General features: G+C 57.1%; 9 protein-coding genes. 4 read left to right on the forward strand and 5 right to left on the reverse strand.

Annotated elements, in window-relative coordinates; translation table 11 throughout:
* Positions 1–131: 131 nt before the first annotated feature.
* The 4 genes from Pan181_RS00635 to Pan181_RS00650 form a co-directional block, all read right to left on the reverse strand.
* A complete protein-coding gene (locus Pan181_RS00635; protein ID WP_197528748.1) occupies positions 132–2,762 on the reverse strand; it encodes a family 78 glycoside hydrolase catalytic domain in 2,631 nt (876 codons plus the stop codon).
* 186 nt (positions 2,763–2,948) lie between these two features.
* Positions 2,949–3,977, reverse strand: coding sequence for a hypothetical protein (locus Pan181_RS00640; RefSeq protein WP_145244994.1), 1,029 nt, complete (start codon positions 3,975–3,977; stop codon positions 2,949–2,951).
* Between the two features lie 215 nt (positions 3,978–4,192).
* Positions 4,193–5,809 carry a chaperonin GroEL gene (gene groL, locus Pan181_RS00645; RefSeq protein WP_145244995.1) on the reverse strand — a complete coding sequence of 539 codons (1,617 nt, stop codon included), beginning with the start codon at positions 5,807–5,809 and terminating at the stop codon, positions 4,193–4,195.
* Between the two features lie 115 nt (positions 5,810–5,924).
* Positions 5,925–6,245 carry a co-chaperone GroES gene (locus tag Pan181_RS00650; RefSeq protein ID WP_145244996.1) on the reverse strand — a complete coding sequence of 107 codons (321 nt, stop codon included), beginning with the start codon at positions 6,243–6,245 and terminating at the stop codon, positions 5,925–5,927.
* Between the two features lie 1,187 nt (positions 6,246–7,432).
* Here Pan181_RS00650 and Pan181_RS00655 point away from each other — a divergent pair.
* The 3 genes from Pan181_RS00655 to Pan181_RS00665 all read left to right on the forward strand — a co-directional run bounded on the left by Pan181_RS00655 (position 7,433) and on the right by Pan181_RS00665 (position 10,929).
* Positions 7,433–8,635 (forward strand): glycosyltransferase, encoded by a 1,203-nt coding sequence (locus tag Pan181_RS00655; RefSeq protein WP_145244997.1) that lies wholly within the window; start codon positions 7,433–7,435, stop codon positions 8,633–8,635.
* Between the two features lie 214 nt (positions 8,636–8,849).
* Positions 8,850–10,049: a glycosyltransferase gene (locus Pan181_RS00660; protein WP_145244998.1), complete on the forward strand. Its 1,200-nt coding sequence runs from the start codon at positions 8,850–8,852 to the stop codon at positions 10,047–10,049.
* Between the two features lie 43 nt (positions 10,050–10,092).
* A complete protein-coding gene (locus Pan181_RS00665) occupies positions 10,093–10,929 on the forward strand; it encodes a polysaccharide pyruvyl transferase family protein (RefSeq protein WP_145244999.1) in 837 nt (278 codons plus the stop codon).
* A gap of 128 nt (positions 10,930–11,057) precedes the next feature.
* Here the strand turns inward: Pan181_RS00665 and Pan181_RS00670 are convergent, their stop codons facing one another.
* Positions 11,058–11,765, reverse strand: a complete 708-nt coding sequence (locus tag Pan181_RS00670) for a hypothetical protein (RefSeq protein WP_145245000.1) — start codon at positions 11,763–11,765, stop codon at positions 11,058–11,060.
* 875 nt (positions 11,766–12,640) lie between these two features.
* On the opposite strand from Pan181_RS00670, the gene Pan181_RS00675 reads away from it, so the two are divergent.
* A complete protein-coding gene (locus Pan181_RS00675) occupies positions 12,641–13,732 on the forward strand; it encodes a hypothetical protein (RefSeq protein WP_145245001.1) in 1,092 nt (363 codons plus the stop codon).
* The last annotated feature ends 177 nt before the right edge of the window (positions 13,733–13,909 follow it).

The raw sequence follows: 13,909 nt of genomic DNA on the forward strand, positions 1-13,909 counted from the left end.
TATGAACCACTCGAATGATGATCTACAAAGTGGTTATTAGCATTTCCCGTAACCGGTAGCCAGAGAACTTCCTCCTCAGAGTTCGAGTCGCTAGCTGACTGCGCAGTGCAAAGCGGGATTGCAGACCATGGTTACTCGGCCCACGAGAACTCGTACTTGCCCGATTCCACGTAGATTGTCGTCGAATCGTCGGCCGTTTCCACTTCCAAATAGTCTTCGATGTTGTTTAGCGGTTTTTTCCCTTCGGTAATTTCTCCAGTGGTTGGTAGATAGATTTCGGCCATCGTGTTCGCAGGCACTTCGATCGATAGTGTCCGCTTGCCATCAGCACGACGCCAGGCAGAGCGAATCGTTCCCGTCGGGGCGTCGTAGCTAGCTTCGACCCAATCGAGCTGCGGCACGAAGGCCGGGCGGAGCGTGAACTCGGCGAAGCCAGCTTGCTCGCCGGGCGTGATGCCGGCCAGGCTCCGCAGCGGCCAGGCACCAACGTATAGATACGAGCTATGCAGGGCCGAGTGTCGACGGCCGACCGGATCTTCCCAGCACTCCCAGATGGTGGTTGCCCCCTCGTCGAGCATATGTCCCCAACTCGGATAGTCGGTCTTCGAGGTCATCATCGCGATCAGATCGTCGCGGCCGTTTTCCATGAGCAGCTTGAACAGCATCGCCCCGCCGGTGATGCCAGCGTGGATGTGCCCTTCGCGAACTTCCACGATCTCGCGTTCCAGTCGCTTCCAAACGAGCGGGCGTTCGGACTCTGGCGGAAGATCCACCACCAAGGCCAAGGCCATCGGTGCTTGCATGCCGCGCGAGTAGCTATGGTCGTCGGCATCGTAGTACTTCGCGTGCACCGCCCGACGCACCTCGTCCGCCCGCGCGCGGTACTTTGCTGCCGCTTGCTCGTGCCCTAGCTGGTCGGCAATCGAAGCGGCGGTTTGCAGGTTGTAAATCCAGTAGCAACTATTGAAGAACAGCCGTTCGTCGAGTTCCTCGATCCCCTGAGACCCAGGCCAAAGCCAGTCGGCCAGGAACGACCACTGCGGCGCGGTGCCGTTGCGATCCACGTGATACTCCAGCAGCATGTCGTTCTCACTATGGGCGTCGAGAAACGCGAGCCATCGCTCGATCACCGGCCAGCTCTGCTCGAGGATCCGAAGGTCGCCATACTGCTGGTACACTTCCCAAGGCAGCGTCACGCAGAATCCGCTCCAGCCCGGCCCGCCACCGCCCCAGAACGTCGGCGCGGTGTGCGGTAGAAAGCCGTCGTCGTCCTGCGTGTCGTGCCAGTCTTGGTTCCACTTGGTGTAAAACGCCCCGACGTTGTAGTTCATCAGCGTGGTGTTGATGGTCGCGTGACCGTCGCCGCCGTACCCCATTCGCTCGCGCTGTGGGCAGTCGACCAGGTAGCCACCCAGGGCGAGGTTCTCCAAGGTCCAATTCGTGGTGTCGTAAATCTGGTTGAGCAGCGGATCGGAGCAGCGGAACTGACCACTCCGGGCGAAATCGGTTCGTACCAACTCGCCTCGAATGTCTTCGAGCTGCGGGGCCGAGGTCACTCCGCGGAGTGTGATCCAGCGACCGCTGTGGTAGTTGAATCGGCTGCGAAACGTCGCGTGGCCCTGCGCGTCGACGATCACTTCGCTACGCAGGTTGTGCGTCAGCGCTTCGGCAGGATACTCCGACGAGAGGATTTCGATGATGCTGCCGGGCGTTCCGGTGAGATCTAGCTGCAACGTGCCGGCGAAGTTCACTCCCATGTCGGCCCGGTACTCGTTATCGGCGACCTGCTGGATTTCGATCGCTTGGATCGTCTTAACCGCACGGTTGCGCTCGACCATCTCGGCCGACACCATGAGCTGCGGCTCGTAAACCGTGGCCGCTGACCAATCGTGATCGTCGTAGTCCACGCGATTCCACTCTGGTATATGGAGAGTAGGCGATTGATGCTCGCCGCCGAAGTTGCGGAACATCCAGCTGCCAAGCAAGCGATTGCCGCTCGGATGGATCTTCCACGACGCGTCGGTCGTGATGGCGACCGTCGACTCATCTTGGCAATGCACGGTGCCTTGGGCCGCGACGATAGGCAGCGATGGTTTGTCGTCGGACTGGTAAAGCGGATAGGCCGCCCACGAAGTGCCGAGCCAGAGCCCGATGACGTTGTCGCCCTCCACAAGCAGCGAGGCGATGTCGTACGTGACGTACCGCGCCCGCTTGCGATGGTTCGACACCGCAGGCTCGAGCAGCGAGTCGTCGACCTTCTGCCCGTTGACGTACAGCTCGTGATAACCGACCGACGCTACATGCAGCTCCGCCCGTTCGGCAGGGCTGGTGAGCGTAACGTGCTTGCGCAGCCATGGATCCCACGAGTGGCCATCGGATTCGCCGGCAACCGCGCCAATCCACTTCGCGCTCCACTCGTCGGCCTGTGGGCCCATGCTCCAGCGGGCGGGCTCGCTCCAGTCGGAGAGTTTGCCCTCGCGATCCGTGACGCGTACTTTCCAATAGCAAACCGTATCGCTAGCGAGCGGCTCGCCTTCGTACTCCACCAATTGCGTTTGCGGGCTGCAGACCTTGCCCGAGTTCCAGAGGTCCGCGGTTTCGGGAGTCAACAACTCAGGCGACGTGGCGACCAACAGCTGATAAGTGGTTTGCTTCAGCCCTCGCTGGTCGGCATCGATCGCCTGCACCTGCCAGCTCAACCGAGGATGCAGCACATCGATCCCCAGCGGATCGGTCAGGTACTCGCACCGCAAGTTGGCCACCTGCAGCGTGCCATCAGCAGCGGTTGCTGTTGGAAGGGAGCAACAGGAAACGAAAAGCAGAACCAGGCAAATCCAACGTCGAGCGATCACCATCCACCTCCGCAGGGTTGAGAGTCCAAGATGTTCTCAGTGTAAGGCGGGGGGATGCGCGATGCCAGCAGGTGAATGTCAGCGTGGGAAAAGGCTCTAACTGTGTGCTGGTATCTCCTTAGTAACTGTTCTCGTTAGTGGTTCGAGGATAGGCACGATTGTCGGAGAGTCTCCGTCAGGGCCATCGTACCCTGTTGGTCTACCAATGAAAGCAGCTTGTGCAGCTTGTACTAGAATCGCGTCCCTAATTTGCGTGTCGGTACTGCCTTCGACAAAAGCACGAAATGTTTTCAGGGCATCCGCTCGATGCTGATTTACCGTTTGATTGTGTCTTTCAGCTTTGTATTGTTTAGCACACCAAAACACACCATACGAGAGAGTTGATAAAACAAACAGCTTAGCAACAACGAACTGAATAGCTTCGGGAACAGTAGTTGGGGTGTAGTAGAAGGAAATCACTAACAAGCCGGAAGAGGCTAGCAGAGTCATTGCCAACACAGCTACCGTTGCTATAAACCATTTGCCAGCGTTCTCTTTGTGTGATGCACATGCTTGTTCAAAAATGACAGCGCTAGTAGAAACTCCAGCTTCTGCTGCTTGCTCTTTTACGGCTTCCAGTGCCTGTGCAGCTTCATGCTTAACTTTATTTAAGCTCTTTTGCATATCTTCCGATTGCGACTTCATTGTCGCGTGAAACCCTTTAGCTTCTCGCTCGATTTTCGTGAAGTCAGTTGCTTGCGTAGCGGTAAATGCCAACGGCAGTAGCAAATTCTCGGCGACACTATCATAAGCAGTGTCAATTTCCTGAATGATCTGATTGCATGCATCCAGGGGCTTGTCTTGGTTTAGATCGAATGTTTGTACCTTGTCGACTAGTGATTGAAGTGTTTTGCACGCATTTCGAATGCGATCGGCCTGCTGGGAAGTGAGTCTCTTAAGGTCTCGGCCGGCCAATTCTTTACAGATATGTAACATTTCATCAAAGGCTGGTACTGACTCTGCAAAATTAATGCTTTTCGATAAGTCTTCAGTTCTTGCCAACCTGTTTGCGTCTATTTCAGCAAGTTCCTTCAGCGAGCTTTCGGCATCTAATATCTTTTCTTCTCTCGTTGCTGGTTCAGCCATTACATCGCCCTCAGTAGTCGGTATTGACCTTAAGAACATAAAAACCTCGGCAGCGCTTTCGCACTGCCGAGGTTACTTATCATAAACCACTCACCCCTATCGCAAACTAACGGGGAGCAAGCGAGTGGGTTGTCGCTTCGGTGGGGTGGGCATTGTTATCCGAGGTTCGTCATCAGTTGCCTGATCCCTGACCCCCGAGTCCTCACCCCTACCGATTAATACATCTCGTCCATGCCGGGACCGCCTGCTGCCTTGCCCTTCTTGGGAGCATCGGCAATCAAGGCGTCGGAGGTCAGCAGCAGGGTAGCCACGCTAGCGGCGTTCTGCAGGGCGGTGCGGGTGACCTTCACAGGATCGATCACACCAGCCTTGACCATGTCGACGTATTCGTCGGTCGCAGCGTTGTAGCCGTTGTTGCCACTTTCGCTGGCGACCTTTTCGCAAACGACGCCGCCATCTTTGCCAGCGTTGTTGGCAATCGAGGTCAGCGGAGCACGGGCGGCACGCAGCACGATGTTGTAACCGACCTCTTGGTCGTGCGACAAATCGGCTGGCTTCACCTTCGCAGCACAACGAACCAGAGCAACACCACCGCCGGGAAGAATGCCTTCTTCCACAGCAGCACGAGTGGCGTGCAGGGCGTCTTCGACGCGAGCCTTCTTTTCCTTCATCTCGCTTTCGGTCGCAGCGCCAACATTAACCTTGGCAACGCCGCCCGAGAGCTTGGCCAAACGCTCTTCCAGCTTCTCGCGATCGTAGTCGCTGCTGGTGTTTTCGATCTCGCGACGGATCTGGTCGATGCGACCCTTGATGTCGCCGCTCTTGCCAGCACCTTCGATGATCGTGGTGTTGTCCTTGTCGACCATCACCTTCTTCGCACGACCGAGTTCGGCCAGGCCGATCGAGTCGAGCTTGATGCCGAGGTCTTCGAAGATCGCCTGACCACCGGTCAGCACAGCGATGTCTTCGAGCATGGCCTTACGGCGATCGCCGAAGCCAGGAGCCTTTACAGCAACCACGTTGAAGGTGCCGCGGAGCTTGTTGATCACCAAGGTCGCGAGGGCTTCGCCATCGACGTCTTCGGCAATAATCAACAATGGCTTGCCACTGTTCACCACGGCTTCGAGCACAGGGACCAAGTCCTTGATGTTCGAAATCTTCTTCTCGTGAACCAGCACGTAGCAGTCTTCCAGCTCCGCGTGCATCGATTGCGGATCGGTCACGAAGTAAGGCGACAGGTAGCCGCGGTCGAACTGCATGCCCTCGACCCACTCGACTTCGGTAGCCAGCGACTTGCCTTCGTCGACGGTAATCACGCCGTCCTTGCCGACCTTTTCCATAGCCTTCGACAGCATCTCACCGATTTCGGTGTCGCCGTTCGAAGCCACGGTACCGACCTGAGCCATCTCTTCGGTGCTCTTGACCTTGATGCTCATCTTCTTGAGCTGCTCGGTCACGTCGTCCACGGCCTTCTCGATACCCTGCTTCATTTGCACAGGGTTCACACCAGCGACTACCGCCTTGAGACCTTCGTTGAAGATCGCTTCGGCCAGCACGGTCGCAGTGGTGGTGCCGTCGCCGGCGACGTCGGAAGTCTTGCTGGCGACTTCCTTCACCATCTGGGCACCCATGTTTTCGTAGGTGTCTTCCAGTTCAATTTCCTTGGCAACGCTCACGCCGTCTTTGGTAACGGTCGGCGAGCCAAAGCTCTTCTGCAGAATGACGTTGCGACCTTTCGGGCCGAGTGTCACCTTCACGGCACGAGCGAGCTTCTGCACGCCTCGCCGCATGGCATCACGGGCTTCTTGGTCAAAGGCAATCATCTTTGCCATGATTGGGCTCCGGTTATTAGTTGGGGTTGAATTGGATGGTCCGCCGAATAGCGGAAGTTGATTTAGTACTGAGCGACCGCAGTCGCCCAAACAGGGATCCTGATCCCTTCGCGAATTACTCGATGACAGCCAGGATGTCGCCTTCGCTCATCAGCAGGTACTCTTCGTCGTCGATCTCGATCGCTTCGGGAGCGTAGCTGGTGAACAGCACGCGATCGCCAACCTTGACCTGCAGTTCGCCACGGCTGCCGTCGTCGAGCAGCTTGCCGGTGCCGATGGCCACGATCGTTCCACGGCTCGGCTTGTCCTTGGCCGAATCGGGCAGCACGATACCGCCAGCGGTGACGTCTTCCGACTCATCGCGGCTCACGACCACCTTGTCGCCCAGTGGTTGCAGCTTGACTTTGCCCTTCTTCTTGGATGCAGTTGCAGCCATATGAGTTTGCTCCTGTAAGTAAACGGTAAAAATGTAAGTTGCCAAGGCATCGACGGCCTTGGGCGGTTTGTATCGTTGGTCCCGTTGCCGGCTTGGCTAAGTGAGTGCCAGCCGAGGCAATCGGGCTCCGCAGCAAGGCTGGCCATGGAGGGTCTGGGAGGCTCGAAGCCAACCGCCTGCCACCCTGGCGCGCACCCGCTGCGTTCGGGGGACAGAATGCAACCTGCGCGCCAATTGTCCGTTTTCACGTAAGTGGTTGTTAAATAGCGACTTAGCAACCGAGGCGAGTTCCACCAGACTGCCAGAGTGACTGGGCCAAGCTCCCCAGCCCTCAAACCGAAGCTTGCCGAGGTGTCATTTTGGCAGGAGGGCAGCGGAGCAGTCTCCCCCACGCCGAAATACGAATAGTTTCCCATCGCTCACGAATAGATTCCCAATTTACCCACCGATGGGAAAATTGATTCGGCACGCACTCTGCAAAACCAGCGGTTTTCGGCCACGAATAGATTCCCATTCCCCAAAACGCATCCGATGGGAATCTATTTTCCCACTGGGAAAGAATCGCAAGTCGTTTATGAGCAATGAGTTGCATCAACACCTCCGCGATAGTTGCCCAAAATAGATTCCCACCCATGGGAAACTATTTTGGTTGGAAGTTGGGAGTTCTGCATGCGGAATGTCATTCTGAGGGAGCTTCCAGCGACTGAAGAATCTCGGCTTGCCACTTCGAGCGTGTTACCAACGCGCGCAGCAGCCAACGCCCACGCAACCGAACATTCGCCTGCGCGTCGCTTAGCTTTCGAGTTCAAAACAAGCATCACATCTCATTCACCTCCAATCACTGAAGAGCCAACAGCCGAAAGCTGATAGCCGACAGCCACACGCCTGTCCATTAGAACACCGGTGGTGGCCACTTTCCAGTGAAAAATGGCCATTTGAGAAGCCGTTTCGCTTGTCGGGGCCAGAGAAGGAGAGGCCGCCGAACGCTCGTGCGGAGGTCCCACTACGGCAACGCCTGCAGCTTGGCGTCGGCAGCCGCCCAATCGGCTCGGCCGCCCAACGTTTTGGCCGGAAATCGGCATTTATGCCGGGTTCCCCCCGGCTCGCGAAGCGATTGTTAGATAGAGTAGTAGGAGGCTTGGTAGGAGAACTTTGGCGCAGCACGTGACTCAGCGAAGTGGATAGCAATGGATCAATCGGGCAACGGACGCGCACGCGTGATGGTCGTCACTCCGACCGATCCGCGATGCAAGACAAACGGCGGCAACCAGCGAACCGCCCATCTGTGCGACGCCTTCTCTCGCCATGCGGACGTGTTGGTGCTGTCGCTCACGAGCGACCAGGTCCGCACACCCGAGCTCGACCCCGAGGGCTACCTGCTGGGACCGATTCACCTGTCGAAGCGATATGCCGAGCGAATGCCAGTGCGGGTGCTCAGGCGAGCGTGCGAAGTCGGGCTGCAGTTCTCGAAGGACCGGTCGCAACGCGCGGCCGTGGCGAAAGCAGTCGAACAGCACCAGCCCGATCTGTTGCTGTATCGCTATCTGAATCAAGCGGTCGTGTCGCATCCTCCGGGGCTCGACATGCCATGCATCATCGACATCGACGATCGCATGAGCGACAAGTACCAGCAGATGGCAAACACCGCTGGCAATGCCTTGATGCGCGGATCGCTCCGACGCACCTCTCGCTACCTGCGGGCGCGGGAAGATGCTGCCTTGAAGATCTCCGACTGCGAACTGTTTGCCGATGCCAAGTCGCCGGAATCCGCGACTCGCTTTTACTTTCCGAACATTCCTATTTTCAACCCCGCGGAACCATCGCCGCTGCCCGAGAAGTTTGCTTTGGGGTTCATCGGCAACCTGCTGTATCGACCCAACATCGATGGCGTGCGGTGGTTTCTCGACGAGGTCTGGCCGCAAGTGCTCCAAGCGGTGCCCGACTGCCAGATACTATTGGCCGGCAGCGGGGCCGATCAGTTTAGCGGCCGCCCGGGCGTGGTGTCGCTCGGCTTTATCGACTCGGTCGCGTCGCTCTACGATCAGGCGTCGGTTATCCTGGTGCCGATCCGTTACGGCGGAGGCAGCAACATCAAGCTGCCCGAAGCCATGGCGCATGGCCGACCTTGCGTTGCGACTAGCCGCGCGGTCGACGCGTTTGGCACCGACGTCGAGGGCTGCGAAGGCTTGCTCTCCTGCAGCGACGCTCAGCAAATGGCCGCAGCCGTGATCCGTCTGGCCAGCGATCGCGAGCAGCTTCAGCAGGCCGCCGCGGCCGCCAAGCAGGTGGCCGACGCGAAGTTCTCGACCGAACGCCTGGCCCAGGTCGCCGGCAAGGCGCTCGGCATCGCCTGGCCGACCGCAACCGCGGCTCCTGCGACGGTCGAGTAAGTGCTCGGCGGTCGTCGCCCAAGCGTCCGTCCGCGGGGTTGGGCTGCGACGATCGTAGCGGATGTATCCCTGATGCTTGGCAAGGGAACCACGGGGTCGCGAGAGAAAACCGTTTTGTCACCGGTTCGTCGCACCCAAACGAGGATTGTTGGATAAAGTAGAGGGAAGTTCAGGCAGCGAACGACGAAGCAGGCGACCTAGCGAAGTGGAATCAATGCATCAATCGGATCACAGACCTACGCGCATTCTGGTCGTCACTCCGACCGATCCGCGGCTCACAGGCAACGGGGGGAACCAGCGCACCGCCCACCTGTGCGAGGCGTTTGCACGCCACGGCGAGGTGAGCACGCTGGTGTTCTCGTCCGACGAAGCAGGTTTGCCCCAGAGCGAAGGCGAACGATTCCTGGTCGGCCCCGCCCACTTCTCGCAACGCTACTCCCATCGCGTGTCGCATCCCCGCTTGAAGTGGGCGTGTGCGGTTGGACTGCAATACAATCGAGACAAAACGCAGCGGGCGGCCGTGTTGCAGGCGGTAAACGATTACCAGCCCGATCTGATTGTGTATCGCTATCTCACCCAAGCCGCGGTGGCCCACCCGGCCAGCCTGAAGTTGCCGTTCATCATCGATATCGACGATCGCATGAGCGACAAGTACCAGCAGTTGGCGAAGACCAAGACCAACCCTCTCAAGCGGCAAGCGATCCAGTTACTCGCCCGCTTCTTGCGAGTCCGCGAAGAGGCGGTACTCAAGCGTTCGAGCTGCGAGGTGTTCGCCGATGCCAAGTCGCCGGAGTCCGCAACCCGTTTGTACTTTCCGAACATCCCATGGTTCCGGCCGACAGAGCCATCGCCATTGCCCGAGCAGTTTACCTTGGGGTTCATTGGCAATTTGCTATACCGCCCGAACTCCGATGGGCTGCGGTGGTTCTTGAGCGAGGTCTGGCCGCAGGTGCTCCAAGCGGTGCCCGATTGCCGGTTTGTGCTGGCCGGACTGGCGGCCGACAAGTTTGCCGACCACCCCGGCGTCGAGTCGCTCGGCTTTATCGATTCGGTCTCGTCGCTTTACGATCAAGCGTCGCTGATTCTGGTGCCGATCCGTTACGGCGGTGGCAGCAACATCAAACTGCCCGAAGCCATGGCGCATGGCCGACCTTGCGTGGCCACCAGCCGCGCGGTCGGAGCGTTTGGCAGCGACGTCGAAGGCTGCGAAGGTTTGTTGCCCTGTAGCGACGCCCAGCAGATGGCCGAGGCCATCATTCGTTTGGCCAGCGATCGCGAACAACTTCAGCGGGCCGCTGCGGCCGCTAAGCAGGTGGCCGACGCGAAGTTCTCGCCCGACCGCCTGGCCCAGGTCGCCGACAAAGCGCTCCGCATCGCCTTGCCGAATCCCGCGCAGCAAACCACCACTTCGTAGCGCAAAACTGAACTTGCCCGAATCCATTCACAGAGGAATCCACGTGCCCGAACAAATTCGCACCTTCTGTTGGGACGATCAGAACGCCCCCAATCGACTGGCGTACTACAAGAAGCTGGCTTCGAAGAAGAACGCGTTCCTCGTCGGCAACGCGGGCGACTTGCTGTCGGGTTCTATCATTCAGCACGCGTACAAGCTGCCGCATGTGAATGTAAAGAAAGAGGGCCACCGTCTACTGCTGGTTGGCTCGGTGTTTCACTTCGTGAAGCCTGGCGACATCGCTTGTGGTATCGGAGTGCGCGAAGGCCAGCCGGTGCAGACCGATTGTCGCATCATGGGATTGCGGGGGCCGCTGAGTTACGAAACGCTGAAGTCGGCTGGGTACGACATGAGCGAATGCAAATTCCTGTACGATCCCGGGTTGATGATCCGCGAGTTGGCTCCGGCCACCAAGCCGGTCCGGCCGCGGGGGCAGATCTTCATTCCCCATTATCGCGAGCGGTTCAACTACCTGCTCAACACCCAGCTGATGCGCAAGCGGGTGTCGGTGGTCAGCATCGACGCCACGCCCGAAGCAATCGCCCATCGCATTCGTCGCGCGGAGCTGGTGTATACCTCGTCGCTGCACGGGGTGGTGTTCGCCCACTCGCTGGGAGTGCCGTGCGTGTTCGTGCGACCCCAGACCGGCGAGCCGATGTTCAAGTACCAGGATTATTACGCGTCGATCGGAGTGCCCTACCCAACGCCGGCCGACAACATCGCCGCAGCCCTCAGCCAACCAAAGCCCGACTCGCCGACCGAAATCTCCTACCGCGACGGCGACATCCAACTCCCCAGCAAAGAAGTGCTCCAAGAGTCAGGGGCGCTGGAGGTGGGGTAGGGGGGGAGGTGCTATGAGGTGCCGAAACTTCTCCACCCCCTAACAATCAATAGCCTGCGAAAGGTGCCATCACAACCCGGTTTACGAGCCCGGGCTGTGATGGCATTGGTGATGGCAGTCTTATCGCGTTACGACTTCACACGACGTCGGTAAACGACGACTCCGGTGGATAGCCCCAGAATGGTCCAAACCACCATCGTGGCAGGTTCCGGAACCACGGCCTCGTTGTAGTAGAATCCAGTAGCAAAGCTACTGCGATTGTAGCCGCTGTGCGATGAGCTTTGTGGAACCCCCGAAGGCCCGTTGAGTGGTTGCCACCCTGAGCCGATATTCGCTTCGATACTCCATGAGAGTGAGAAGTCCGAACCGGACGAGTTGTCCACAACGGCTCCCAGATCGCCGAACCCAGTATCCAATCCAATGCTTGCCAAATCGGTTATCCAAGGATTGGCACCCAGCCCCGACACGGTCATCACCAGACGAGTCGTTGCGGCGGTGGGTACATTCGTGACATCGTTGTACCAGGTGGTGTTAGCGGTCCACGTCGCGGTTTGACCACTAGCACTACTGAAGGTGAAGGGGGCAACACTGCCATCTAGACCGGCTCCATTGTCCCCGTAATCAAGCTGATTGAGGCCAAAATAGAGATCACTAAACGAATTCGTATCGAAATTTGAGTAATTCCAAACGGCAGTACCCTCGGTACCGCTAATGCCATTGCCACTCCAATTGTTTCCCCCAGGGGCCGGATAAGTCGGTCCCTGAATCGCGGCATTGGCCATGCTTGCGGTAGCAACTAGTAAGGCTACCAAACTTAGTTTCATAGTAGTATGCATCGTTTCATTCCTTTACGAATGGTCTAAGTTCATTGGTTAATGAACGTGACAAAAATACCAACCCAATCAGGTGAGGGTGAGTTCTCACCCGTTACTCCGCATCCGCACGAACTGAGGCGGTCGCTGCAGAGACAAGGGAGGCGGTAAAGGAATATTCAACCATGTCTGCAGGCGTAGCCAACAAACCAGGGCATCGTCTTGAACCGGTGTGTTGGAACTGTGGGCGACTAAGTCGCTGTTGCTCAAGGATGGCGGAGCACTTCCACCCAAGTTGCTAGAGTCGGGCGCCAAGCAAAGGATGAGTTGCTGCAGAAGTGCTATTTGCTCGTAGGGGGATGTCGGTGGCGGTGAATCGGAGTTCTTCACTGCAGCTACCGACGACTGCTTGAAAGACGACAATATCTGCTCTTCCGAAACTCCATTCATTTCAGGGACTACGAGACTCGCATGCGACTGGCTATCTATCGCGAAGATGGCGATGCATGAGAGCAGCGCAGTCACATACCTTGCGGCCATCGATTCCCCCAATCGAAGTAGATACGAACGCTTTGTTGAAGGAGCACCTTACCAAACGAGTCGCTACGGTCAACAACTTTGCAAAGTTTCTTTTCCGTTTTTCTCGAATAGCGCGGTGAGTATAAGCACTGTCGATTCTAGCCGTTGATTTGGTTATGGAAGATGCTTGTGAAACCGTTGCATACCGTAGAAGAGGTCAATCGGTTTGTGGTGTATCAAGTAAACGCAATGCCATCCCATCGACAGAGGTTTCGACGTAGCATCGTATGTGCATAGTGAATGTTAGTGCATGTCGTAGGTGCGCGATGAACGATTCATCGTGTGCAAATAAATGAAGCCAATCTCATTGCACTTGAGACATGCCTTGGAATCGTGCTACAAGCCATTTGGTGGTTTATGTCCCTTTGCTCGTTAATGGCTTCGCTATGAAGATCTTCACTTTGCTAGCATGGTTTAGCATGTTCCTGGCATCCAGTATCGCCACCGCTGAAACCTTGGTGAGTATGGGATTCCAAGAGTACCAGCCAGGGGAGTGGGAAATCACATCTGACCTGTTCATGTATGGCCCGGGGCAGAACACACTAGGTCTCGCAGGAGCTACTTTTGAAGTGACTTCGCTCAATGGCTATGTGCCTGAACTGGAGATGCCTTACCTGAGTGGAACGAACGAAGTTGGTTTGCCCATCGGTTTCCTGGATTCCGTCATCGAACCAATTGCAGGATCAGAGCAAGGGTATCAAGTCAGTGTGAACCAAGCTTCTTACGAAGGTACCACCGAAGTGTTTGGAATTGGACTAGGAGAGATTGATATCGACGGCCCTGGCTTGGCGCATTTCCGGCGTGGGCGTCGGGCGCATCTAGGACTTTTATCCACTGTGCCGGGGCTAGACGAGAATGACTTCACGAATGTCTCCGTCGAACTTTTCCCGGAGGATTATGAGAATCTGGCGAGTACCCCACTCATCCGATTGGATGCGGATGAAGACATCCTACTTCGTAGGTTAGATGTGGCTGTGATGCCACTGGCAAACTCCAGCACTTCTATTCTATGTGGACCTTCGAGGGAAAGAGACCCTCAGTCGATTACTATTCCCGCTTTCACAAATGTACTTGAGGATGGAGTGGTTCTAAGTAGTACCGAAGATACTCCCATCACGGTATTGGCACTCGAGTGGGCCGGCCGCAATCACTTCGTAGCTGAAGATGTGGTTGGAAAGACCTTCACGAGGACCAGTCCATTGATGATTGATTTGGAATATGTCAGCGATTCAAGATGGAAGCTTCCTGGAAGCGGTGCCATGGATTTTTTGAAGGTTAAAACCACCGACGGGACAGTTCGGTTCTTCGTTTTGGCAGCACCAGTTCCTGAAGCATCGTCTGCATTTCTTTTGGGGACTGGCTGTAGCGCTGCTTTCTTCGTGGGGATATTCCGCGCGAGGGGCGACTCCTAGCTCCCTCCGCGGCTGCACTTACCCGCAGCTTTCCCCCCTCTCCCCCCAGTTTCTCCATTATTTTCTCAAATTCTCGCCCTTTCGCTGTTACCAAACACTTGCGTGTCCTATACGACCGGTGGCATTATGCTATCCTTACAGCGTGGTGCGGCCGCACGGTTACGGTAATTTTGGGTT

It is taken from the genome of Aeoliella mucimassa (genome assembly GCF_007748035.1).
Lineage (GTDB): Bacteria > Planctomycetota > Planctomycetia > Pirellulales > Lacipirellulaceae > Aeoliella > Aeoliella mucimassa.